We start from the raw sequence: 23,011 nt of genomic DNA, 5'->3' as shown, positions 1-23,011 counted from the left end.
TTTTTTTTAAATTTAAAGTGTTTATAGTGGTGGCGCATTCAAAATAGCTTCTTTAGAACCTGGTAAACCTGGTTGTGTTTCAGGAATTGTTTCTAAACCTTCAATATTCTGTACAATACCGTTTGCATCAAAGAATATTTTTAAATGCTGACCATGTGCTGCTGAAATTTTTGCTTTTTTAGCATAAGTTCCTGGGATGTAATTGTAGATATAGTCCCAGCGTAAAGGGTTTAAAGGGTCTGATATTGTTGGGCTTCCAAGCAAAAAGCGTACTTGTTGGTGACTCATACCAACCTGAACTTTAGATGCTTGAGCTTGAGTTAAAGGTGTACCCTGAGGAATATCAACTTTATAAACGCCCAAGGTTGAACAACCTGTGAGCAATGAAGCGACGAATAACGTCAACATGATTTTTTGCATTTTGCTACACTATCCCAATTAATTATGATGCATTTGATCCAAGGATAGATCATACTGCATCTAAACTTTGTTGCATATTCCAACTTTCATTTTGTTGAGAGACTTAACTACATGGCTATTTCAAATCAAGATTTACGTAAAGCTGGACTAAAAGTCACACTTCCGCGAATTAAAATATTGGAATTATTAGAAAATTCAAAACAACATCATTTAAGCGCAGAAGACATTTATAAGACTTTACTCGATCAAGGGGAAGATGTCGGTTTAGCAACTGTATATCGTGTATTAACACAGTTCGAAGCTGCCGGTATTATTCAACGTCATTATTTTGAAAACAATCATTCTGTTTTTGAAATTATGCAAGATGATCATCACGATCATTTAGTATGTTACAACTGCAACAAAGTTGTGGAGTTTCATAACGATGTTATTGAAACTGAACAGCACGAAGTTGCTAAAAAGTTCGGTTTTGAACTTACAGGACATTCGCTTAATCTTTATGGTTATTGCGATGCTTCAGAATGCCAAGAAGTATTCCGTAAGAAATAAAATATGTGGTATTAAAAAAGGCTTCGTTAAGAAGCCTTTTTTGTTTAAAAATATACTTTGAATTTTATTCAGTATCAAAGGTGATGCGACTTGTTGATTCTGATAATCGGCTTAAGCCACCCTCTTCAGAGAGCTTAATTTGTAGACGCAAATCGTTTGGTGAATCTGCATGCTTTAACGCTTCTTTATAGCTAATTTGCTTTGCTTGGTACAAATCAAATAAAGCTTGGTCAAAAGTTTGCATCCCTAATTCACGTGAACGTTTCATGAGTTCTTTAATTTCATTTATTTCACCTTTACGAATTAAGTCAGAAATAAGCGGTGAATTAATTAAAATCTCAATTGCTGCACGTCTAGAATTGCCATCAACTGTTGGAATAAGTTGTTGCGCAATAATTGCTTGTAAATTTAAAGATAAATCCATAAACAATTGACTGTGGCGGTCAGCTTCAAAGAAGTGGATGATACGATCGAGTGCTTGGTTGGCATTGTTTGCATGCAAAGTTGCAAAAACTAAATGACCTGTTTCGGCAAAGGCAATAGCATAATTCATGGTTTCACGAGAGCGAATCTCACCAATCATAATGACATCTGGCGCCTGACGAAGCGTATTTTTTAATGCAACTTCAAATGAATCTGTATCTATACCAACTTCACGTTGCGTAATAATACAGCCTGCATGTTCGTGAATAAATTCAATAGGGTCTTCAATGGTAATGATATGACCTTTAGAATTTTGATTACGAAAGCCAATAACAGATGCTAGTGAAGTAGATTTACCCGTACCAGTTGCACCTACAAAAATTACAATACCTCGTTTTTTTAAGGCTAGGTCTTTTAAAATAGGTGGAAGATTTAACTCTTCAATTTCAGGAATACGTGTTTCAATACGACGTAATACCATCCCAGGTTGATCACGCTGTTGAAATGCACTTACACGAAAACGTGCAGTTTTATCTTTATTTGAAATTGCAAAGTTGCATTCACGTGTTTCTGAAAACTCTTGCTTCTGTTTGTCAGTCATAATTGCTTGTATAAGCTGACCAACAACATCACCTGATAACTTTGTTTTCACGACAGGCACAATTTGACCATTAATTTTCATTGATGGTTCAACATCTGCCGTAATAAATAGGTCAGATGCTTTTTGCTGAATCATGAGGTTCAATAAGTCATTAAAGTCCATAAGTGAATCCTTAACTGAAATTTAAAGTCTTATTTAGAGGAATGTTTCAGGCTGTTTTGCTGCAGTACGTGCAGTTTGTGCGCTAATTACACCTTTGTTGACTAAAGTTTTTAAGCTTTGGTCAAGCGTAGTCATGCCGTAGTTTGCACCTGTTTGAATTGCAGAATACATTTGCGCTACTTTGTTTTCACGAATTAAGTTACGAATAGCAGGAATACCAATCATAATTTCATGTGCAGCAACACGACCGCCACCATTTTTCTTTAAGAGTGTTTGAGAAATAACGGCTTGTAATGATTCTGACAACATGGCACGAACCATATCTTTTTCTTCGGCAGGGAATACGTCAATTACACGGTCAATGGTTTTAGCCGCAGATGTGGTATGTAGCGTACCAAATACTAAGTGACCTGTTTCCGCAGCAGTTAGCGCTAAGCGAATCGTTTCAAGGTCACGCATCTCACCAACTAAGATAATATCTGGATCTTCACGCAGCGCTGAACGAAGTGCTTCATTAAAGCCATGTGTGTCACGGTGTACTTCACGTTGGTTCACCAAGCATTTTTTAGATTGGTGCACAAACTCGATTGGGTCTTCGACAGTTAAAATATGGTCATAACGGTTGTCGTTAATGTAATCAATCATTGCTGCAAGTGTTGTTGATTTACCCGAACCAGTTGGCCCTGTAACCAGAACAATCCCACGTGGATATTCACAAATATCTTTAAAGATTTGAGTCATGCCTAAATCTTCCATCGTTAATACTTTTGATGGAATTGTACGGAATACAGCACCTGCACCACGGTTTTGGTTGAATGCATTCACACGGAAACGAGCTACGCCAGGAACTTCAAATGAAAAGTCAGTTTCTAATTTTTCTTCATAATCGCGACGTTGTTTATCGTTCATAATGTCATAAACAAGTTTATGAACTTCTTTGTGTTCTAAGGCTGGTAAATTAATTTTACGTACTTCACCATCCACACGAATCATTGGTGGCATACCCGCAGATAGATGTAAATCTGATGCATTATTTTTTGCAGAAAATGCGAGTAGTTCAGTAATGTCCATTTAAATCCCCGATAATGAGTAAATCTTAATTATTTTGTTAGAATAATACGGTTTTCCATCGGCTTAACCAACAGTTTGTTTGAGCCTAATGTAAATAATCATCTTGAAATGAGAAATACGTCAATGAATAGTCTGCAAACATCGCGAAATTTAGTTTTAGAACAAATAAAAAATGCATGTGAATTAGCGAATCGTTCAGAAAAAGATGTTCAGTTATTGGCTGTTTCAAAAACACATCCGAGTGAAATTTTGCAGAAAATGTATGAAGCAGGACAGCGTTCATTTGGAGAAAATTATTTACAAGAAGCTTTAGATAAAATTGAAGCATTAAAAGATTTAGAGATTGAATGGCATTTTATTGGTCATGTTCAACGTAATAAAACCAAACATTTAGCAGAAAAGTTTGCATGGGTGCATGGGGTCGATCGTTTAATTATTGCAGAGCGCTTATCGAATCAACGTGAAGCATCTCAAACGCCTTTAAATATTTGCTTACAAGTAAATATTGATGCACAAGATACAAAAGATGGTTGTTTACCTGCGGAAGTTGCCGATTTAGTAAGAACGATTAGCCAATTACCAAATTTACGTTTACGTGGATTGATGGTGATTCCTGCGCCAAATAACACACAAGCCTTTGCTGATGCGAAGGCGTTATTTGAACAAGTAAAGTCTGAGCATGCCAAACCTGAAGATTGGGATACCTTAAGCATGGGTATGTCTGGTGATATGGTAGATGCGATTGCAGCAGGTTCAACGATGGTACGTGTAGGAACAGCATTGTTCGGTGCAAGGGATTATTCGGTTTAGTGTTATGACATAGCCCATTGAACAATATATGTTTTATTGGAACTGTTCATATTTTTGACATATTTTTTTGCAATAATCGAAGCAAAGTTATATATAAAAGGAGAATAGGCATGACAATAATACATAAAAGTGTAGTGGGTATTTTAATGCTACTTGGGGTAAGTACGGTTTGGGCGGATGATCGTATTTGTCGGGGTAGTTTAGGTGCTGTGCATATTGAAGATAATGTGAAAGTGCCACAAAGTGCAAATTGTCAAATGAATGGCACACGTGTTGATGGCAATATTGAAGTGTATTCACAAGCATCTTTAAAGTTAAATAATGCACATGTTGATGGTAATGTCATTTCAAAAAAGGCAAAAAGTATTGATATTTTGTCTTCAAATATTGATGGCAATATTGAGGCTAAAACTTATACGCCAACATTTAAAGTGAATAAAACTACAGTAGATGGAAATATTGTGTGTGAACAGGGTAGTCGCTTACAAGGTACAAAAAACCGTGTCGATGGAAACATTGAGTGCCGACGCTAAAGAAAAAGCCTGCGATAAAAGCAGGCTTTTTTTATCCAACAACTTCAATTCGACTTGCACCCGCACCAACAGGTTGTACCTGAATTTGTACAGGAATACGCTCATGCATGTCTTGAATATGCGAAATAAGCACGACTTTACGACCTTGGCTTTGTAATTGATCTAGCGCATTCATTACCATATGAAGTGAAGAAGTATCGAGCGTTCCAAAACCTTCATCAATAAACAGAGATTCAATTTTCATTGAACCTGAAGCCATACTTGCAATAGCCAATGATAAGGCAAGCGCAGTTAAGAAAGACTCACCACCTGAAAGCGAAGATACAGAACGTGTTTCACCATCCATATCATGATCAACAATGGCAAGGCTTAAAGAATTATCTAAACGCTTTAAGGTATAGCGCTGTGACAGCATAGCCAATTGTTGGTTGGCATATTCAATTAAAATATCGAGGTTATATTGCTGTGCGTAATCGCGGAATTTTTTGCCAGTAGAATCGCCCATTAAACTCGAAATTTTATTCCAGCGATGTTCTTCGATTTGAATTTGTTGAATTTGCTCAGCAAATTGTTTTTGTCTATTTATGTTTGCATGGTGAATATCTAACTTACTTTTCAGTTGCTCACGAAGCTCTTGTTGCTCTGCTAATAATTTAAGATTAAGTGCAAGTGCCTGCTCAATTTGTAAAATTTGTATTTCTGGTTGCGTTTTTAAATGCTCGGCTAGGGTTTGCTGAATGGCTTGAATCCCTGCTTGGGCATCTGTATAAGCACGTTCAATAGTTAAAACACGTTGTTTAAGATGCTGTTCCTGTTCATGTGAAAAAGCACAGAGTTGCTCTAAAAGAGTTTCATTAAACGCTGAGTTTTGAATCATCCATTGTTGAATATTGTGTTCAACGTGTTGTTTTTGTGCTTGTAGCTGATCTTGTTGCGTTAGGCATTCTTTTAATATGCTTTGCTTTGTTTCAAAGGCTTGACGTACTTGATCGAACTTTTGTCGAGTTTCATTAAATTGACTTTGAAGTTGCTGTCTATTTTGATCAAATTGCGCTAACCATTCATGTGGTTTTTCCACATTTATTTGAGTCATTTCAAGAATTGCTTGAATTGCAATATCGCTATTTTGTTTTCCTTCAATCGTTAAATTTTCAATTTGCTTTTCAGCGGATTGAATTTTTTCAAAACTAAATTTTACGTTCTGTTCAGCTTGTTTGAGTTGTTGAGATGTTTGATTAAGTTGAGTATTGAAATCATTCAGTTGTTTTAACATCTGTTGACGTTGTTGTAAGCCTATTTGTATTTTTTCGGCTGTTGCTAAAGGAGATTGCTTCCATTCATTTTTTTCAGCTTCATTGAGTAGTTCTAAAATTTGATGAATATTATCTTCAGCTTGTTTCACAACCGATAAATGTTGCGTGGTTTGTTGGATAAACTGCACAATTTTTTGAGATTTATTCAGGGTTAATTCATGTGAATTTAATGCATCTTCAATCTGTTTTTGTGCTTGTTGCGATTCATTAATTTTTGTTTGAATCACTTGCATTAATGCTTCATGATTCTGTGAAAAATCAAAAGAAATATTTAGAGCATTCAATTGTTGTTCAAGCAAAATCTGAGCTTGTTGTAGCTGAGTCTGAATATTCGTAAGTTGTTTTGTATTCGCATCGAAAGCAGTTGTTTGCTGTGTATGCGTATTTTGCAGTTTTTGCCAATCATCAAAAGCAATTTTTTCTTTTTCATATTCTTGCTGCTCTTGTTGTTCTTGCAGTTTGAATAATTCATCTGAAAGTACATTTTGATTTTTTACATAAGGATGATGTGTGCTTCCACAGACTAAGCACTCTTCACCATCGACCAAATCAGCTCTTAATTTCTCAATATTTTCGGTATGAAGTAAGCGCTGTTGTTGTAAAACTTGCTGTAATTGTTCACGTGATTTTTTTTGAGTTTGATAAGTCGTTTCAGCAGTTATTAGTTGTACATGACTTTGTTCAACTTGTTGCTTTAATGTATTTTGCAAAACGCTTAATTTATGATGTTCAGTATCAATATTTTGGAAATTTTTATACTGATGTTGAACAAGACTAAGCTGATTTAATGTTCCTAATAGCTGTTCTCGTTCTGTACGAAATGCCCCAATTTTTTGTGTTAAGGCATCATCTTTCCCAAACTGTTTGGTGAGTTGTTCTAGCTCATTTTGTTGTTGAATTATTTGTGAATTCGCGTGATTAACATCACCATAGTTGTTTTCAAATTGTGTATAGCTTTGAATAAAACGTTGCGTTTGCGTGATGTGAGCAGAAAGTGCATCATCCAAAGAATTAAAATGAGCCGATGTCGCTAATTGCGCCGTGCTTTGGGCAATATTTTGTTGTATTTGCTCAAGCTGTATTTTGATCAGATTTTCATGATTGACTAAAGGTAGATGCTGATCTTGTAAGAATTTAAGCTCATCTTTTGTTTTTAGTAACTGTTCACCTAAAAGGCGGCGCTCTGCAATGCGAGCGCGAACAAGCTCAATTTTTTCTTGATGCTTAATTTCGAATTGATGTTGTTGAGCTTGTTCGGCATCAATTTTTTCAAAAGTAATTTTTTCAGAGTTGAATTGTTGTTCAATGGCATTGAACTGCTGTTGTGCTTGTGCCAATTGCGGTTGTAATTTAGCAAGATCGGTATTTATATTCTTTTGTTGAATTACATTTGGGCGGATAGAAGCAAAGTGCTCAAGTTGTTGTAGTTGTAGTTTTTGAGGAGCAAGTGCATCGAGTTGTTGCTTTTGAATTTCTAATTGTTGCTGGCGTGTTTGAACATCATTTTCATATTTTTGCTTTTGTTCATACCATTGCTGATTTTTTTCAAGCGCAGATTTTTCCAGTTCTAACCTTTTGTATTCCTTAGAAACAGTATTGAATTGATTGGTTGTTGCTGTTAAATCTTCATCCGCTAAAATTTCAATATGTCCTAAAACATTTTCAATTTCTTTACGCTGATTGGCAATTTCTTTGGTTTTTCCAAATGCCAATTGCCCAATTTTGGCAAAAAGACTGGAGTTGGTTAGATACTCTAAAAGTTCGCCACGTTCGTTATCTCGTGCTTTTAAAAAAGCGGTAACTTCAGACTGCGCAAGTAATACGGCTCGGGTAAATTGTTCAAAACTCAGTTGGGTGATTCTTTTAATATTTTCCTCAACGCTCGTTCTTTTATCTGCAACAACATTGCCATCGGTTAAGCATTTGAGTGAGCGTTGAACGCTTTGTAATTTACCATTTGGGTTTTCACGCGCTCGTTTAATTTCCCAACGTGCCAAATAGACTTTTTGATCTTGCGCAACAAAGCTAAGTTCGGCAAAACCATGTCCTGTGCCACGACGTAATACTGTTAAAGGGGAATTGGTTAAAAGCTCGGAGCCATCAACATCTATAAGCTTTCCATCGCTGCCTTTTAATCTAGGAATTTGATTAAACAATGCCAAACACATTGCATCTAAAATGGTTGATTTTCCTGCACCTGTTTTTCCCACAATGGCAACTAAACCTGCGCTTGCTAAAGGCTCGCTTTCAAAATCTATAAAATGCTCACCCGCTAAAGATGCCAAGTTTTTAATTCGAATAGATAAAATTTTCATGGCAACTCCTTAAACGCTCGCATCATCTTCAAGTGATTTTTGTGCTTCATCAACCAAGCTTAAAAAATCTTTTAAAACAGATTCATCTGTGCTGTAGCCTTGTTTCTCCCAAATTTGTTGAAAGAGCTTTTCAGGTGTTGGCGGTTCTAAACTTATTTTATGGTTTAAATCATTATTATTTTGCTGATTTAAATATTTACGTGAAATTCGCACCAATCTATAACGATTTGATGGCATTGCATCTTCAAATTGTTGGCGTAAATTGGGTTGTGGTGGTGTATCTGTGTGATATTCGATATCGACATATTCACGTTGATTAATCGCTTCAATTTCTCCATCTGCAAGATTTCGAAGTTGTTCAAATACACTTTGTAATTCACCTGAAATTTTATGAAGTTGAACGCTACGTGGAATTGGCAAAGCTTGAAATTTAAATCGATCTTCAGTTTGTAAAGTAGGATCAATTTCCACTTCAACCACTTGGTGCTTGTAATTAATTTCACTAAATGAAAGAGGAATAGGCGAGCCACTATATCGAATATGTGCTTGTCCTACTTTTTGCGGTTTATGTAAATGTCCAAGTGCAACATAGTCAATCACATCATCAAACAGCGATGTAGACAGTGCTTCTTCATTACCGATAATAATTGGGCGTTCTGAATCTGAAGTTTCTCCACCTTGCATATGCGCATGTGACATTAAAATTAGTGCTTGATTGGGCTGTTTACGTGCTTTAGCTTCTGCGATTAATTGTTGATGTAAATAGGCAATTGCATTTTGACTATTTGTGGTTTGGTCGTTAAAACCTGTGATTTCCGCAGAGCGTAAAAAGGGTAGCGTTAAGCACCAAGCAACAATGTCTTTTTGTTCGTTATAAATAGGCTGTAATAAATGATCTATATTGAGTGATTTATCTTTATTCCAATCAATAACACCCACAGCCTTTGCATTATATTTTTCTAATAAAGGCTCGACTTGTTCAATGCGATAGCCTGAGTCGTGATTACCCGCAATCATTAAAGTTTGCATGTTTGGGGCAATGTCGTGCGCATCTGCTAAAAATTGGTAAAGTTGTTTTTGCGCTGCAGATGCAGGGTTAATGACATCGAAAATGTCGCCTGCAATAAGTAAGGCATGTGGCTGTTTTTCTTTTATTTGTTCTAATAGCCAGTTTAGAAATTGGGTATGTTCATATTCACGATCATGATTATGGAAAAATTGTCCTAAATGCCAATCAGATGTATGAAAAAAACGAACTGCCATGTATTAGAACCTTAATATTTTTATGCGCATGTTAACTATAAAACAGCTGATTTAAAAAACTAACATAAAAACCAAAATACAACGACATATTTTGTCGTGAATCATCCTTAGATTAAAAATAGAAAAAAACTGAAAGGTAATTCAATACGCTAAAAAAAGCGTATGCTTAGTGAGCGAGATTTATTTTTATGTCCAAAAATTGGATTGGGGAGCAATGGATTTTCCATTGAGAGGTACAGCTATGTCTAAATCACCATTTTCAGAGCAACAGCTTGCAGATAATCTTATCTACAAAACCTTAGTTGAGTCGACATTAGCAATACCGTGGAGTATTGAATGGGATACAAAGACCTTTAGCTATATTGGCCCACAAATTGAAAAATTATTAGGATGGTCTCAAGGCTCTTGGAAAACCGTTGGTGATTGGGCTGATCGCATGCATGAAACGGATAGAGAATGGGTGGTTAATTATTGTGTTCAACAATCGCTTGAGGGGATAGACCATGAAGCTGATTATCGTGCGCTGACAGCAACAGGCGAATATGTATGGATACGAGACGTTGTTCATGTTGTGCGTAAGCCAGATGGAACTGTAGAGCGTTTAGTTGGTTTTATGTTTGATATTTCTGAACGGAAAAGACAGGAACAAGAATTAGAAGATTTAAAGAAAAAATTAGAAGAATATTCATATCAAGATAACTTAACAGGTATCGCAAATAGGCGTTTATTTGAGCATTTATTCGAGCGCGAATGGTTGAGTGCGATAAAAGAAAAATCATTATTTTCAATGATTTTATTAGATATAGATTATTTCAAAGCATATAACGATAATTATGGACATATTCAGGGTGATATCGCTTTAAGACAAGTTGCTCAAATTCTAAAAAAATCATTGCATCGTCCACGAGATATGGTTGCTCGTTTTGGTGGAGAGGAGTTTGCTATTATCTTGCCAAATACAAATGAGACTGATGCTATGAATATCGCAAAGCTCATAAAACACAATATTGAAATGGCTCAAATTGAACACATAAAATCGGAAGTTGTGCCTTATTTATCGGTTTCTATGGGGGTGAAATCAACACTCGTGCATGAAGCAGATGAGAAAGTACAGTTTTTACGAGATGTAGATAAAGCCTTGTATCGGAGTAAACGTAGTGGTCGAAATCAATATTCAAACGTAAATTATGAGATGAAATGTTAAAAAATAAGATGTAAAAAATAAAGACCGACGATTCGAGTGATGGATGAATCGTCGGTCAAAGAAATCTGCTCAGAACAAGAATTTTGGCTACTAATCAAAATTAATGCTTAAGCAAGCTTATTGCTCTAGGTTTAAGGTCACCGAAATATTGTGGATGCCGGTACAAATTTACGGTTGTTGCTGACCTCGCTCTTTATATAACGATATAAATACACGTATGGTTGACACAAACATGAAAAAAAACTCAATTTTTTTTATACTAGGATTTTAAAGTTGTATTGGTCATCTCAATGGTCGCTTTAACACGTTATTTTCTTTGGTTTTTTGCTATTGTTTTAGTCTGTTCTTTTATTTGTGGCGTGCTTGCTGCAATTATGCCTACAGGCATGGGGGCAATTTTAACAATCATACCGTATTTAATTGCTATGATTTGGGTGTTATTTAAATTTTTAAAACAACAACGTCGCGCACCCACGCAAGCAGAGCGCCAAAAATTTACCTTAGGTTTTAGTGCAATTTATTGGTTATATAACGTTTGTTTTTTAATTTTAGGTGTTGTGCTTGCAACGCGGTCAAATCCGAATGCATGGCAAGATTTAATGTTGTATTTACAAAATACACAATTTTTACTGATCACCTTCATTATGTTTTTACTTATTGCAATTCCTTTGTATTTACTCACGTATTGGTTTTATGGAAAACAAGCAGAGCGCATGGCTTCAAAAATGTTTGATGCTTAACATTACTTAATTATTCAGCAATCTTTTTATGTGCAATGGAATAATTCATTGTAATAATGAGATTGCTGTATGAAAAGCCTTGGTTCTCATTTAATTAAGTATTTATAAAAAAGATTATCATTTTTTTATTTAACACGATAAAAATAAAGTGCCTAATTATCATTAATATTTAAATTAAAGCGAATACTTTCAGGGGGGCTCTTAGTTTTATGACATCGATTACTTTGAATAATGGGCAAAAATTTGTACAAAAATATCTGCTCAAAAAATATTTTTAAACTTAAAAAAATAAATTAAAAAACCTTTGAAGACATTATTTTACTTAATCTTAAAAAGTAGACTTCCTTCATAAATCATTTTTCAACCAATTTAATTGTTTATCTTTCACCCAATCTAAATTGTATATGCCAGCAAGTAAATTAAACCGCAGGTTTAATCGTTTACGACGATTTCTATATACACAAGATAAAATCTTAAAACATTTCATCCTTCCAAATACATGCTCTACTTGAATTCGTCTACGACCAATCTCTTTATTTAACTTTTTTAATTCAGGATCTAGTTTTTCAGTTTTCTTTGCTTTAGATGGCATGAGGCATCCAAAACCCAATTTCTTTATCCCTAAATACCCCTTATCAACGATAAAAAAGGGCTTAAATTTTAATTTCCTCATGCTTTTTTTAAATATTTTAAAATCATGCATGCTTCCATGACTTCCACATACACTCAGTATTTCACCTGTTGTATAGTGCATAGATAGCTGAAATTTAAAGGTATGTCGCTTTTTTTTACCGCTATACCATTTCTTCTGTTTTTTTTTGGACGTTGAACTAATATTTCAGTTGCATCAATCACAACAACTTCCCAATCCACTTCATCTCGATTAGGAAGTTGTTTTGGCAAGTTAAATTTTCCAGAACGGATTAAGGTATCTTCAATAACGCGTGTGATACGAATTGCACTCGTTTCAGATACACCGTAACTCATACCAAGATGGAAAAATGTTCGATATTCTCTCCAATATTCTATACATAAGAGCAAACGATCTTCTAACGGTAATTTATGTGGTCGTCCTTTACCAATATGACAAGGTAACTCCTTATTTAGCTCGGCCAACATGAGGTTAAATGTAGCCCAACTAACACCGGTAAGCCTACGAAACTTAACGTCTGATAATTTTTGAAGATCTTTGAATTTCATCCAAGGATTATCCCTTGGATTAAATAATTTTGCTGATTAATTTAAGATCAAATAAATTGTACGTTTTTTGGTTTATGACGGAAGTCTATTGTTTAATTTTGATAAATTCTCTTTATAGCTCAGTGAGTTATTTTTAAATGAATTTTTTTAGAAATTAAATGGTAGAAAAGTGTATTAAAAGTAATTTGATTAAAAATTACTTTTATATGCATTCAAAGCTTTAAATTAGAAAATGGGTAATGCTTAATGGTATTTGTAAAAAATATGCGAAAGTACTGAATAAAAGAAATATTTCAATATTAGTTTTTGTTCTGTGCTGCATATTTGGTGTGCTTATTTATTCAAAAATAAAACATGCAGAAACTGAAGCACGCATAGCGCATGCGAATCAAATTGCGAATACCTATGCAAGTTCAATAGAGGAAACAATACACCATTCTTTGTCTTCGACTAATACGCTTGCTGTAATGGTACATCAGAACAAAGGCACAGTTGCTAATTTTAGTAAACTCGCTAAATATATGTTGCCTATGTATAACGGTGCTTATGCATTATCAATTGCACCTGATGTAATTATGCAACAAATTGAACCACCCTTACAAAATAAGGGTGTAGAAAATCATGATTTCTTTGAAGGTAAGGACAGAGTAAAAGAAATACAAAATATTAAGGAAGGTGATCTTCAGTTTTTAGGACCATTTAAATTGATTCAAGGTCCTCAAGGGGCTGTTGGAAGGCTTCCTGTATTTTTGAAAAAGGAAGATGGTACTCGTTATTTTTGGGGATATACCGTTGTTACTTTACAACTGCCAAATGCAATTGAAGATGTACAACTAAATAATTTGGTTCAAAATGGTTATGCCTATGAATTGTCGGGTATTAATCCATTTACTAAACAAAAAGAAGTTATAGATGCCTCAAAAGAACCTTTAACAGAAAACGTTATTTCAGTTCCAATTCAGTTACATGGCGCAGATTGGTCTTTAAAAGTATCTTCATTACATATGCCAACAAGTTTACTTAAAATAGTTTCAATATTTTTAGTTATTATTTTAGTGGCAGGTCTAGTTACTTGGTTGACATATTTAGTGCTCACCATGTCTAAGCAACGTGAACAATTAAACTCAATTGCGATGTTTGATCCTTTAACAAACCTACCAAATAGACGTTTGCTCAATATTAAATTGGAAGATTTTATTCGAGATAAAGACGCTTCAGATTATATTGTTGTGTGTTATCTCGATTTAGATGGATTTAAATATGTGGTGGTGTTTCCAAAAGTATGCTGAAATTAAATGAAGCCATTATTGATATAAAAGAAGGTTAAGTCGAAGGCTTTAAAATGGTTTTCAAGCTTTTTCGAAAAATTACAACTTTTCCTAAAACTACGTCTAATTCGATGCCTTATTTTACAATTATTTCCTTCAATACCTACAGTAAAAAACTTACCAATACTTTGCTTACAGTTTTTAAAGGCAGTCACAAAACTATCCCAGTGATCACTTGAAATTCGGGTGTAGTGAACACCTAATTGCTTTAACTTTGCCTTCAATCGTTGGACTGTCGCCAGATCTCGTTTACCCCAAACATAAGCAACAATTTCACCTGTTTCTCTATGGTATGCGTAAATAAGCCATTGTTTATTCTTTTTATTTCCTACAAAAGTCCAAAACTCATCAACCTCAATAGATTCATAATAATTTTGCTTAGGGCGAATTTTATAAGTGGATTTACTTAATGTTCGTAAAACCTTACCTATGCTGACACGCTCGGTTTCTGCAATATCTCTTATACCACCCCCTCTAACCATCAGGTGGAGTATTTTATTTGTTATACCAGAATGACAACCTCGGTAACTAAGAGCATGATCCCCAATAAACTGACGCTTGCAGTTTTTACATTGATAGTTTTGCTTACCATTTAGTTTGAAGCCATTTTTCTTTATACTGTCACTTCGACAGGTTGGACATTTGATTTCTAGTGTTATTTGCATCTCACTATTTTATCAAAAGCCAACCTGTTTTTTTTCAGCATACTTTTTGAAACACCACCAAATATGTTAATGATGCATTTGGACATGAAATTGGGGATGAGCTTTTAAAAGTTATTTCTAAAAAGCTTCTCGAAGCAATTAAAAAGCATGATTTTATTTCCAGAGTTGGTGGAGATGAATTTGTGATTGTTTTAAATCAATTGCAATCACTTGAGCAATTAGACAAAATTTTAAAAAGAATTGTAGATGTTGTTCGAGAGCAAGTTGTTATTTCGGACAATGTTATCAATATCTCTGTAAGTTTGGGTGCTGCAATTTATAAAATACATGGTGATGAGCCTGAGAACTTATTACGTATTGCAGATCAGACAATGTATCAAGCGAAAAAAAGTGGCAAAAACAGGTTTTATATTGCCCAAGAAAATGCATAAGTTGAATATGCATTTTCTTATTCATCTTATTTTTTAATAGGCAAAATCCATTTGAGTTAGATGCTGAGGACTATATGGTTTAGCATCTTCAATGGTTGTTTGATTGAGCATAAGTTGTCTGAGTAAGCGAGCCGAAGCAGCGCCCATGCATAAACCATTTCTAAAATGACCGAAGTTCGCCCATAAATTATTTAGCTCAGGCATTTTACCAATATACGGAATACCATTTGGTGAGCTTGGTCTTAAACCGGCCCATTCATGCACAATAGGGAAGTTGGCAAGTTCAGGTACCATATCAAAGCAGGCATCTAAAATATTATGTTTTACGGCTTCATTTGGTGTGATATTAAAGCCAACATTACGCATGCTTGAACCACATACAATATGACCATCATTGCGTGGAATAAGATACATCACTTTATTCATACACATGGTTGGCAACCAGTTTTCAGGCGTTTTAAATAGCAGCATTTGTCCTTGAATTGGGGCTACAGGAATCTCTAAATTGAGTTGTTCAGCCCAATGTTTTGACCATGCACCTGTTGCAAGTACATATTCATCTGCAAAATGCTTTTGATCAAAGTCATCTGTAATGGATGAAATTTTATTATTTTGAATGTTCAGCTTTTGAATAGGGCAGTGTTCATGAAATTGAACTTTAGGATGCTGTTTTAAATAGGTTGTAATAGATTGTAAAACACGTGGATTTCGAACATTGGCAATCTGTGGAAAGTATATGCCATGTTGATATTTAGAATGAATATGCGGATTCACTTGCTCAAGCTGTTCTTGTTGTAAATATTCTGCTTGTTGCATAGGTTCATGATGCTGTTTTGCGTAATTTAGACCAACTTCAAAATCATCTTCATCTAAAATAAGCATGCCAGTTTCATGAATTTGAAAGTCGATACCTGTTTGTGGTGCTAACTTTTCATTCCATGCTTGGTAAAGTGGTTTGGCGTGTTTAGCAAGCGCATTTACAGCAGAATCATAACGCCAAGGGTACATGGGAGAAAGAATACCGCCACCTGCCCATGAAGCTGCTTTTGCTGCTTGTTGTTGATCGAAAATAGTGACAGAACATCCTTGCTCAACCAATTCTAAAGCAGTCATTAAACCGCTAATTCCTGCACCTATGATGGCGATATGCATCAGGTTTGAATCCTTTAATCCTTAAAAATGAGAGATAAAAAAGCCCTCATATAGAGGGAGGGCTTTTTAATGAAACTTATTTCATTTCTTTTAACATCATTGCAGCTTCTTCTGCAAAGTAAGTCCAAATACCATCTGCACCCGCACGACGGCAAGACATTAAAGATTCAATAATTACGCTGTTAGATAACCAACCATTTTGAATTGCACCTGCAAGCATTGCGTATTCGCCACTTACTTGATACACAAAAGTTGGTACACCAAAAGTATCTTTTACTTCACGTACAATATCTAAGTAAGGCATACCTGGTTTTACAATTACCATGTCTGCACCTTCTTGAATATCGAGTGCAATTTCATGTAAAGCTTCAGCACGGTTGCCAATATCCATTTGGTAATTGTATTTGTTACCGCCTTTTAGGTTGCTAGATGAACCTACAGCATCACGGAATGGGCCATAAAAGCTAGATGCATATTTAGCAGAATACGCCATGATATTTGTATAAATATGACCATTGGCTTCAAAAGCTTGACGAATTGCGCCAATACGACCATCCATCATGTCACTTGGTGCAACAACATCTGCACCCGCTTCAGCATGACTTAATGCTTGTTTAATTAAGCATTCAATTGTTTCATCATTTAACACATAGCCTGTGTCATCAATAATGCCGTCTTGACCATGTGTTGTATATGGATCGAGTGCACCATCTGTAATGAGCACCATTTCTGGTAATTCTTTTTTCAATAAACGTACAGTTTGTTGAACTAAACCGTCTTCACGCCACGCTGCTTCAGCGGTTAAACTTTTGTCTTCTTGTGGTGTAACAGGAAATAGCGCAAGTTTAGATACGCCAAGTTCTAATAATTTTTCAGATTTTTTTAGCAATAAATCAGCAGATAAACGCTGAACATTTGGCATGCTTGGAATATCTTGAGTTTGGTTTTGACCTGGCAAAACAAATACAGGATAAATGAGATGATCTGCGGTTAAATGGGTTTCTCGAACCATTGAGCGCAATTGGTCATTTTTACGAATGCGACGCATACGAGTAGCTGGAAATGCAGGACGATTGAACGTATAAGTCATAACAATCTCATTGATCAGTATTAAACTTCGTCTATTGTAGTCTCTTAAATGAGGTTGTGCGCGATACATCTTATTTTTTTATTTAATTTTAGTAATTTGAGTAAACGATGAAAGAAACGGAAAAAAGTTGGACAGGAAATATTGAAGCAGATGAAAATTTAGACATTAATGTTGTTCTAGATCAGTTGTGTCAGGCTTTTAATGGTTCACCGTTTTATAAATTTTGTGGCATGACCATGCGTGTTGTCGATGGTGAAATTGAAGCCCATGTTGAAATGCAAAAAGACTTAATTGGTAATGTTGCTTTTCAAATTTTACATGGAGGTGTAGCAGCGACTATTTTAGATAGTATTGGCGGTATTACCGCTATGGGCGAGCTTTATAAAAAAGCACCTGCTGATGAAATTACTGAAACGGGTAAAAAAGTATCTCGCTTAGCAACAGTCGATATGCGTGTAGATTATTTGGCGCCAGGTCGTGGGCAGTATTTTACGGCTCGTGCGGAAACCTTACGTTTAGGTCGTAAAGGTTGCACCATGCGAATGACTTTAATTAATGATGAAAATAAGCCAATCGCAACAGCAATTGCTTCTTATGCTTATTAATTTAAAGTTTAAATACTCAAAAATATAAAAATCATACATTTTGTATGATTTTGAAAAATATAATGAAATTAAGAAAAATCAAGAATGAATTATATTTCCACACTCAAAATATAATTCATTCTTATATAAAATATGATGATTAAAAAAATTAAGACTTTCTCATCGACACCTCAGCGAGGACATAAAAGTCCATTCCTTGTTTAACAAGGGGATGCCTGATGACCAAGTTTATTGAACTTAGGAATAATCGATGACAGATGCTCAAGCTACGTTGCCAGAAACACCAAATTCAAATGAAGCAACAGATCAGCAATTAAAAGCGAAACGAAAAAAAGCGCTCAGCTTAGTTGCCCTATTATTTGCGATTGTTTTGGTTCTGTTTTTGATTTGGAAATTTGTATTTAATAATACTGTTACGACAGATAATGCTTATGTGGGTGCTGAAACGGCATCTATTACATCTATGGTGACAGGACAAGTTGCGGAAGTATTTACAAGTGATACTAAACAAGTCAAAAAAGGTGATTTATTGGTTCAAATAGATCCACGTGATGCTGAAATTACAGTGGCTCAAGCTCAAGCAGAATTACTTAAAGCACAGCGTCAATTCAAACAAACACAAGCAAATAGTAGCTCTTTAAGCTCACAAATTTATGTAAGTAGCGATGCAATTCAAAGTGCTACTGCACAAGTGGCTAAAGCAAAAGCAGATTTGGCTAAAGCGCAGGATGATTATAATCGCCGTGTGCAATTAAGTAGTTCTGGTGCTATTTCTAAAGAAGAATTAAGTACATCTAAAGCATCTGTGAACACAGCAAAAGCAGTATTGGATGTTGCTCAAGCAGGTTTGGCACAAGCAAAGTCGAGCCAAAAAGCAGCGCAAAGTAATTTAGAAGCAAATGAAGCATTAATTCGTGGTGCAAATGAACAAAGCACACCAGATGTTTTGGTTGCACAAGCAAAGCTCAAACAAGCATTACTTGATTTAGAACGTACACAAATTAAAGCCCCGTTAGATGGCGTAGTTACACGTCGTAATATTCAAGTTGGACAGCGAGTTTCGCCAGGAACATCTTTAATGATGATTGTTCCTGAAAATCAGTTATATGTAGATGCAAATTTTAAAGAAAGCCAATTAGAAAAAGTACGTGCAGGTCAAAAGGTTACTTTAACTTCAGATTTATATGGCGACTCTGTTGAGTACACAGGAACAATTGTTGGTTTTTCTGGTGGTACAGGTGCAGCCTTTGCACTTATTCCTGCACAAAATGCGACAGGAAACTGGATTAAAGTGGTTCAGCGTTTACCTGTTCGTATTCAGTTAGATCCTAAAGAGCTAGAAAAACATCCACTTCGTGTTGGCTTGTCGATGGAAGCTAAAGTCGATTTGAAGTCGAAGTAATCGCTTATGAAATACGATACTGCAATGAGCGATCTTAAAGGTGGTCGCTTAATACTCGCTGCATTTGTATTGGCATTGGCAAACTTTATGGTCGTGTTAGACATGACCATTGCTAACGTATCTTTACCTCACATTACAGGTAGTCTTGCAGTTTCTCCTACACAAGGCACTTGGGTTATTACGTCTTATGCTGTTGCTGAAGCCATTTGTGTTCCATTAACAGGATGGTTAGCAGGGCGGTTTGGTGCAGTTCGTACCTTTTGTGTTGGGTTATTTGGCTTCACCATTTTCTCTATTTTATGTGGTTTATCCACTAGCTTAGAAATGTTGGTATTTTGCCGAATTGGACAAGGTATTTTTGGTGGTCCAATTATGCCACTTAGCCAAATGTTGCTTATGCGAATTTTTCCGCCAGAAAAGCAATCTCAGGCAATGGGCATGTGGGCAATGACGACGGTTATTGGTCCAATTTTAGGTCCAATTTTAGGCGGTACAATTAGCGATAATTTCTCTTGGCATTGGATATTCTTTATTAATATTCCTGTCGGATTATTCTGTGCATTTGCTGCAATGCGCTTATTAAAGACTGCCGAAACACCAACAGATAAACTTAAAATTGATATGGGCGGATTATTCCTACTCATTTTATGGATTGGTGCTTTACAGCTCATGCTCGATTTAGGGCATGAATATGATTGGTTTAATCATCCTGCTATTTCAGTTCTTGCGATAACCGCTTTTGTTGGATTAGTTATTTTCACAATTTGGGAGCTGACCGAACGGTATCCTATTGTGAATGTACAAATTTTTAGGTATCGGGGTTTTACCATTTCGGTATTGGCACTTGCATTTGGATTTGGCGCTTTCTTTGGCAGTATTGTACTTATTCCGCAGTGGCTACAAATTAACTTAGGTTATACCGCAACATGGGCGGGCTATCTAACGGCAACAATGGGCTTTGGTAGTTTGCTCATGTCACCAATTGTTGCAAAGCTCGCGACTAAATACGATCAGCGTGCTTTGGCATGTTTTGGGTTAATGTTGCTTGGTTTTGTCACTTTAATGCGTGCATTTTGGACAACAGATGCTGACTTTATGGCATTGGCTTTACCACAAATTATTCAAGGTTTTGCTGTCCCATTCTTCTTTATTCCCCTAACAAATATGGCACTTGCAGCAGTTTTGCCACATGAAATTGCATCGGCGGCGGGTTTAATGAACTTTCTTAGAACGATGGCTGGTGCAATTGGTGCTTCGCTTGTCGTAACACTTTGGGATGACCATTCTAAAGTTGCTCGCAGTGAATTGGTGGGTAACTTACACGTAGAAGAAACGCAAAATACCTTAATGCAAACAGGTTTTAGTGCGCAAAGTGCTTTAGGTTATATTTCTAGTATTGTCGATAAAGAAGCCAGTACATTGTCTGCAAATCATGTATTTATTATTTTGGCGATGGTCTTTATTTTTGCAGGATTGATTATTTGGCTATGCCCGAAACCTAAAATAGGTGTATCGGGTGGTGGGCATGCGCATTAAGTAAATTATTTAGATCTCTGTCATTTTATATGAGTAAAAGGGCAGAGATCTATTTTCTATTTCATCATTAAATATCAGATTTTGCACGTTTTAGCGCAGTTTTCCAATGTTCTAAATGTTCGTCGCGTTTATCTTGCTGCATATTGGGTTCAAAACAACGGTCAAGTTTCCAGGAAGCAGAAATATCTGATAAATTTGTGAAAACACCTGCTTTTAAACCAGCCATAGCAGCCGCTCCCCACGCCGTAGATTCCAACATTTTAGGACGTAATACAGGCACATTTAAAATATCTGCTTGAAACTGCATGAGCATATCATTTTGACTTGCGCCTCCATCTACCCGAAGCTCTTTAAGTGGTTGATCAATGTCAGACTGCATCGCACTTAAAACGTCTGAAACTTGAAATGCAATCGCTTCTAAAGCTGCACGTGCAATATGCGCTTTGGTTGTGCCTCGTGACATTCCACATAAAAGGGCGCGTGCATCACTGTCCCAATGCGGAGCGCCTAAACCTGTAAATGCAGGAACAAGTACTACGCCATCTGTATGTTCAACTGTAGATGCGAGTTTTTCGATATCACAACTTTTTTGAATAATACCTAAGCTATCTCTAAGCCATTGAACAATTGCACCTGCCATAAACACGCTACCTTCAAGTGCATATGTAGTTTGCCTTTGAGCTTGCCAAGCGAGAGTAGAAAGTAATTTATTTTGGCTATATTGAACTTCATGTCCTGTATTAAACAGCATGAAACAACCTGTACCATAGGTGTTTTTTGCTGTTCCTGCTTCAAAGCAAGATTGACCAAATAGGGCAGATTGTTGATCTCCCAAAACTCCTGTAATAGGAATGGTTGCACCTAATAAACCTTCGGCTGTGTTTGCAACATAATGGTCAGATTGAATAATTTTAGGTAAAACCGATTTTGGAATATCAAATAATTCGAGTAATTCTTCATCCCAAGATTGGTTTTGTAAATTCATTAACATGGTTCTAGATGCATTGCTTGCTTCAATTACATGTTCTGAACCTTGGGTTAAATTCCAAATTAACCAGCTATCAATTGTGCCAAAGGCAACATGTCCTTGTTGGGCTAAATCTTTTAGACCGTCTACATTTTTTAACAGCCAAACCAGTTTTCCTGCACTGAAATACGGGTCAATTCTTAAGCCTGTTTTTGTTTGTATAAGTTGGTTTAAATCTTTTTGAATAAGATGATTACACCAATCTGTGGCTCTGCGATCTTGCCAAATAATAGCAGGCGCTAAAGGTTTACCTGTGCATTTGTCCCATACCACTGTTGTTTCACGTTGGTTGGTTAAGCCAATTGCTTTAATGTCTTTTGCTAAAATTCGAGCATTGGCAAGTGCTTGCTGAACAACTGCAATTTGAGATGACCAAATTTCTTGAGCATCTTGTTCCACCCAACCCGAATGTGGTGTTTGAATGTGTGTTTCACGTTGAGCTGTCGCCTGAACAATGCCGTGTTCATTAAAAATAATTGCACGACTGGATGTCGTTCCTTGATCGAGTGCAAGTAAATAGCTCATATAAATATTTTTTTAAGATTTGAAGCTTTAAATATTAGCGCAATTTTGTAAATAAACGCATCTAGTTGTGTAAATGAGTGAAAAACAAGCACTGACTTTAGAGTTTTATGCTATGATTACTAAGTACTTTGGGGGTGTTTCTGGCTTCGACGCTGGTGATGAAACTCATAGATGCATGCCGAGAGCGCATTTTCTCTCGTAAATCAAATTTGCATTTTTTAGTCGCAAACGACGAATCATACGCTCTAGCTGCCTAAGGGCAGCTTGTCCGCCTCTCCGAATACTTGTGGTTAGAGAGTCCGACTGAAGCGCACGCACACAAGTCCGTATTAAAGCCACGCCTCGGGGCTTTGTACTAAATTTAGAGGATCGCCTTAGCACCCTGTTCGTCGGGTCGCAAAGGGTTAAATCAATAGACGATATCTAAGCATGTAGTATTCTCGAGCGTAATGCTGGCGGACGCGGGTTCAACTCCCGCCACCTCCACCAAACACTTAACTTTATATGACTCAATATGAGGAAATGTGAAGTGGAAAGGCTTGATCCTAAAGGGGTTAAGCCTTTTTTCTTGCCTAAACATAAGTAAAAATAAAAGTATATAGTATTGCGCTTCGTGTATCCTTGAATAAAAATTGAATCCATGGGG

The 23,011-nt window shown here is 36.0% G+C and carries 20 protein-coding genes, 1 other RNA gene and 1 pseudogene; 11 read left to right on the top strand and 11 right to left on the bottom strand.

Going from position 1 to position 23,011, the window contains the following annotated elements:
- Positions 1 to 21: 21 nt before the first annotated feature.
- Positions 22 to 420 carry an outer membrane protein assembly factor BamE gene (locus tag MZO21_RS09580; RefSeq protein ID WP_248103108.1) on the bottom strand — a complete coding sequence of 133 codons (399 nt, stop codon included), beginning with the start codon at positions 418 to 420 and terminating at the stop codon, positions 22 to 24.
- Between the two features lie 111 nt (positions 421 to 531).
- Here MZO21_RS09580 and fur point away from each other — a divergent pair, with 111 nt between their 5' ends.
- Positions 532 to 969: a ferric iron uptake transcriptional regulator gene (gene fur / locus MZO21_RS09575; RefSeq protein WP_154772394.1), complete on the top strand. Its 438-nt coding sequence runs from the start codon at positions 532 to 534 to the stop codon at positions 967 to 969.
- A gap of 64 nt (positions 970 to 1,033) precedes the next feature.
- On the opposite strand, the gene MZO21_RS09570 is transcribed toward fur, so the two are convergent.
- Entirely contained in the window at positions 1,034 to 2,155 is a 1,122-nt protein-coding gene (locus MZO21_RS09570) for a PilT/PilU family type 4a pilus ATPase (RefSeq protein ID WP_154772395.1), read from the bottom strand.
- A gap of 33 nt (positions 2,156 to 2,188) precedes the next feature.
- Positions 2,189 to 3,226: a type IV pilus twitching motility protein PilT gene (locus tag MZO21_RS09565; protein WP_154772396.1), complete on the bottom strand. Its 1,038-nt coding sequence runs from the start codon at positions 3,224 to 3,226 to the stop codon at positions 2,189 to 2,191.
- Positions 3,227 to 3,349: 123 nt separating this feature from the next.
- On the opposite strand from MZO21_RS09565, the gene MZO21_RS09560 reads away from it, so the two are divergent.
- Positions 3,350 to 4,036 (top strand): YggS family pyridoxal phosphate-dependent enzyme, encoded by a 687-nt coding sequence (locus tag MZO21_RS09560; protein ID WP_154772397.1) that lies wholly within the window; start codon positions 3,350 to 3,352, stop codon positions 4,034 to 4,036.
- A 110-nt stretch (positions 4,037 to 4,146) separates the two neighbouring features.
- Positions 4,147 to 4,569: a hypothetical protein gene (locus tag MZO21_RS09555; protein ID WP_154772398.1), complete on the top strand. Its 423-nt coding sequence runs from the start codon at positions 4,147 to 4,149 to the stop codon at positions 4,567 to 4,569.
- A gap of 31 nt (positions 4,570 to 4,600) precedes the next feature.
- Here the strand turns inward: MZO21_RS09555 and MZO21_RS09550 are convergent, their stop codons facing one another.
- Together MZO21_RS09550 and MZO21_RS09545 are read right to left on the bottom strand one after the other, a co-directional pair.
- The gene (locus MZO21_RS09550; protein ID WP_248103111.1) at positions 4,601 to 8,197 is read right to left on the bottom strand and encodes an AAA family ATPase; all 3,597 of its coding nucleotides are present in this window, start codon (positions 8,195 to 8,197) and stop codon (positions 4,601 to 4,603) included.
- 9 nt (positions 8,198 to 8,206) lie between these two features.
- Positions 8,207 to 9,460 carry an exonuclease SbcCD subunit D gene (locus MZO21_RS09545; protein ID WP_248103114.1) on the bottom strand — a complete coding sequence of 418 codons (1,254 nt, stop codon included), beginning with the start codon at positions 9,458 to 9,460 and terminating at the stop codon, positions 8,207 to 8,209.
- Between the two features lie 241 nt (positions 9,461 to 9,701).
- Here MZO21_RS09545 and MZO21_RS09540 point away from each other — a divergent pair, with 241 nt between their 5' ends.
- Together MZO21_RS09540 and MZO21_RS09535 are read left to right on the top strand one after the other, a co-directional pair.
- A complete protein-coding gene (locus MZO21_RS09540) occupies positions 9,702 to 10,664 on the top strand; it encodes a GGDEF domain-containing protein (RefSeq protein ID WP_248103117.1) in 963 nt (320 codons plus the stop codon).
- 290 nt (positions 10,665 to 10,954) lie between these two features.
- Positions 10,955 to 11,404, top strand: a complete 450-nt coding sequence (locus tag MZO21_RS09535) for an ABZJ_00895 family protein (RefSeq protein WP_154773820.1) — start codon at positions 10,955 to 10,957, stop codon at positions 11,402 to 11,404.
- Between the two features lie 346 nt (positions 11,405 to 11,750).
- Here the strand turns inward: MZO21_RS09535 and MZO21_RS09530 are convergent, their stop codons facing one another.
- Both MZO21_RS09530 and MZO21_RS09525 read right to left on the bottom strand, forming a co-directional pair.
- Entirely contained in the window at positions 11,751 to 12,239 is a 489-nt protein-coding gene (locus tag MZO21_RS09530; RefSeq protein ID WP_248129660.1) for a transposase family protein, read from the bottom strand.
- On the bottom strand, positions 12,131 to 12,604 hold the full coding sequence (locus MZO21_RS09525) for a transposase family protein (RefSeq protein WP_248129634.1): 474 nt from the start codon (positions 12,602 to 12,604) through the stop codon (positions 12,131 to 12,133). The genes MZO21_RS09530 and MZO21_RS09525 overlap by 109 nt, the downstream gene beginning before the upstream one ends.
- A gap of 239 nt (positions 12,605 to 12,843) precedes the next feature.
- Between MZO21_RS09525 and MZO21_RS09520 the strand changes: the two genes are divergently transcribed.
- Positions 12,844 to 13,893 carry a sensor domain-containing diguanylate cyclase gene (locus tag MZO21_RS09520; RefSeq protein ID WP_248104254.1) on the top strand — a complete coding sequence of 350 codons (1,050 nt, stop codon included), beginning with the start codon at positions 12,844 to 12,846 and terminating at the stop codon, positions 13,891 to 13,893.
- Positions 13,894 to 13,895: 2 nt separating this feature from the next.
- On the opposite strand, the gene MZO21_RS09515 is transcribed toward MZO21_RS09520, so the two are convergent.
- Entirely contained in the window at positions 13,896 to 14,597 is a 702-nt protein-coding gene (locus tag MZO21_RS09515; RefSeq protein ID WP_152874006.1) for an IS1 family transposase, read from the bottom strand.
- A gap of 71 nt (positions 14,598 to 14,668) precedes the next feature.
- Between MZO21_RS09515 and MZO21_RS09510 the strand changes: the two are divergent.
- Positions 14,669 to 15,028: pseudogene (locus MZO21_RS09510) on the top strand (diguanylate cyclase domain-containing protein); the annotation flags it as partial.
- 33 nt (positions 15,029 to 15,061) lie between these two features.
- Here the strand turns inward: MZO21_RS09510 and thiO are convergent.
- Complete coding sequence (gene thiO / locus MZO21_RS09505) at positions 15,062 to 16,180, bottom strand: glycine oxidase ThiO (RefSeq protein ID WP_154773700.1); 1,119 nt, start codon at positions 16,178 to 16,180, stop codon at positions 15,062 to 15,064.
- A gap of 76 nt (positions 16,181 to 16,256) precedes the next feature.
- Positions 16,257 to 17,270 (bottom strand): porphobilinogen synthase, encoded by a 1,014-nt coding sequence (gene hemB, locus MZO21_RS09500; RefSeq protein ID WP_248102179.1) that lies wholly within the window; start codon positions 17,268 to 17,270, stop codon positions 16,257 to 16,259.
- Positions 17,271 to 17,377: 107 nt separating this feature from the next.
- On the opposite strand from hemB, the gene MZO21_RS09495 reads away from it, so the two are divergent.
- The 3 genes from MZO21_RS09495 (at position 17,378) to MZO21_RS09485 (ending at position 20,813) form a co-directional block, all read left to right on the top strand.
- Positions 17,378 to 17,875, top strand: coding sequence for a thioesterase family protein (locus MZO21_RS09495; protein WP_154773698.1), 498 nt, complete (start codon positions 17,378 to 17,380; stop codon positions 17,873 to 17,875).
- 250 nt (positions 17,876 to 18,125) lie between these two features.
- Positions 18,126 to 19,277, top strand: a complete 1,152-nt coding sequence (locus tag MZO21_RS09490; RefSeq protein WP_248102182.1) for an HlyD family efflux transporter periplasmic adaptor subunit — start codon at positions 18,126 to 18,128, stop codon at positions 19,275 to 19,277.
- A gap of 6 nt (positions 19,278 to 19,283) precedes the next feature.
- Positions 19,284 to 20,813, top strand: coding sequence for a DHA2 family efflux MFS transporter permease subunit (locus MZO21_RS09485; protein WP_248102185.1), 1,530 nt, complete (start codon positions 19,284 to 19,286; stop codon positions 20,811 to 20,813).
- A 67-nt stretch (positions 20,814 to 20,880) separates the two neighbouring features.
- Here MZO21_RS09485 and glpK read toward each other — a convergent pair whose 3' ends face one another.
- Positions 20,881 to 22,365 (bottom strand): glycerol kinase GlpK, encoded by a 1,485-nt coding sequence (glpK, locus tag MZO21_RS09480; RefSeq protein WP_248102188.1) that lies wholly within the window; start codon positions 22,363 to 22,365, stop codon positions 20,881 to 20,883.
- A gap of 130 nt (positions 22,366 to 22,495) precedes the next feature.
- Here glpK and ssrA point away from each other — a divergent pair.
- Positions 22,496 to 22,854, top strand: a transfer-messenger RNA (tmRNA) gene (gene ssrA, locus MZO21_RS09475).
- Positions 22,855 to 23,011: the final 157 nt, after the last annotated feature.

Origin of the sequence: Acinetobacter portensis (assembly GCF_023158935.1) — a bacterium.
Lineage (GTDB): Bacteria > Pseudomonadota > Gammaproteobacteria > Pseudomonadales > Moraxellaceae > Acinetobacter > Acinetobacter faecalis.
This window is presented reverse-complemented; position numbering and strand designations above follow the sequence as displayed.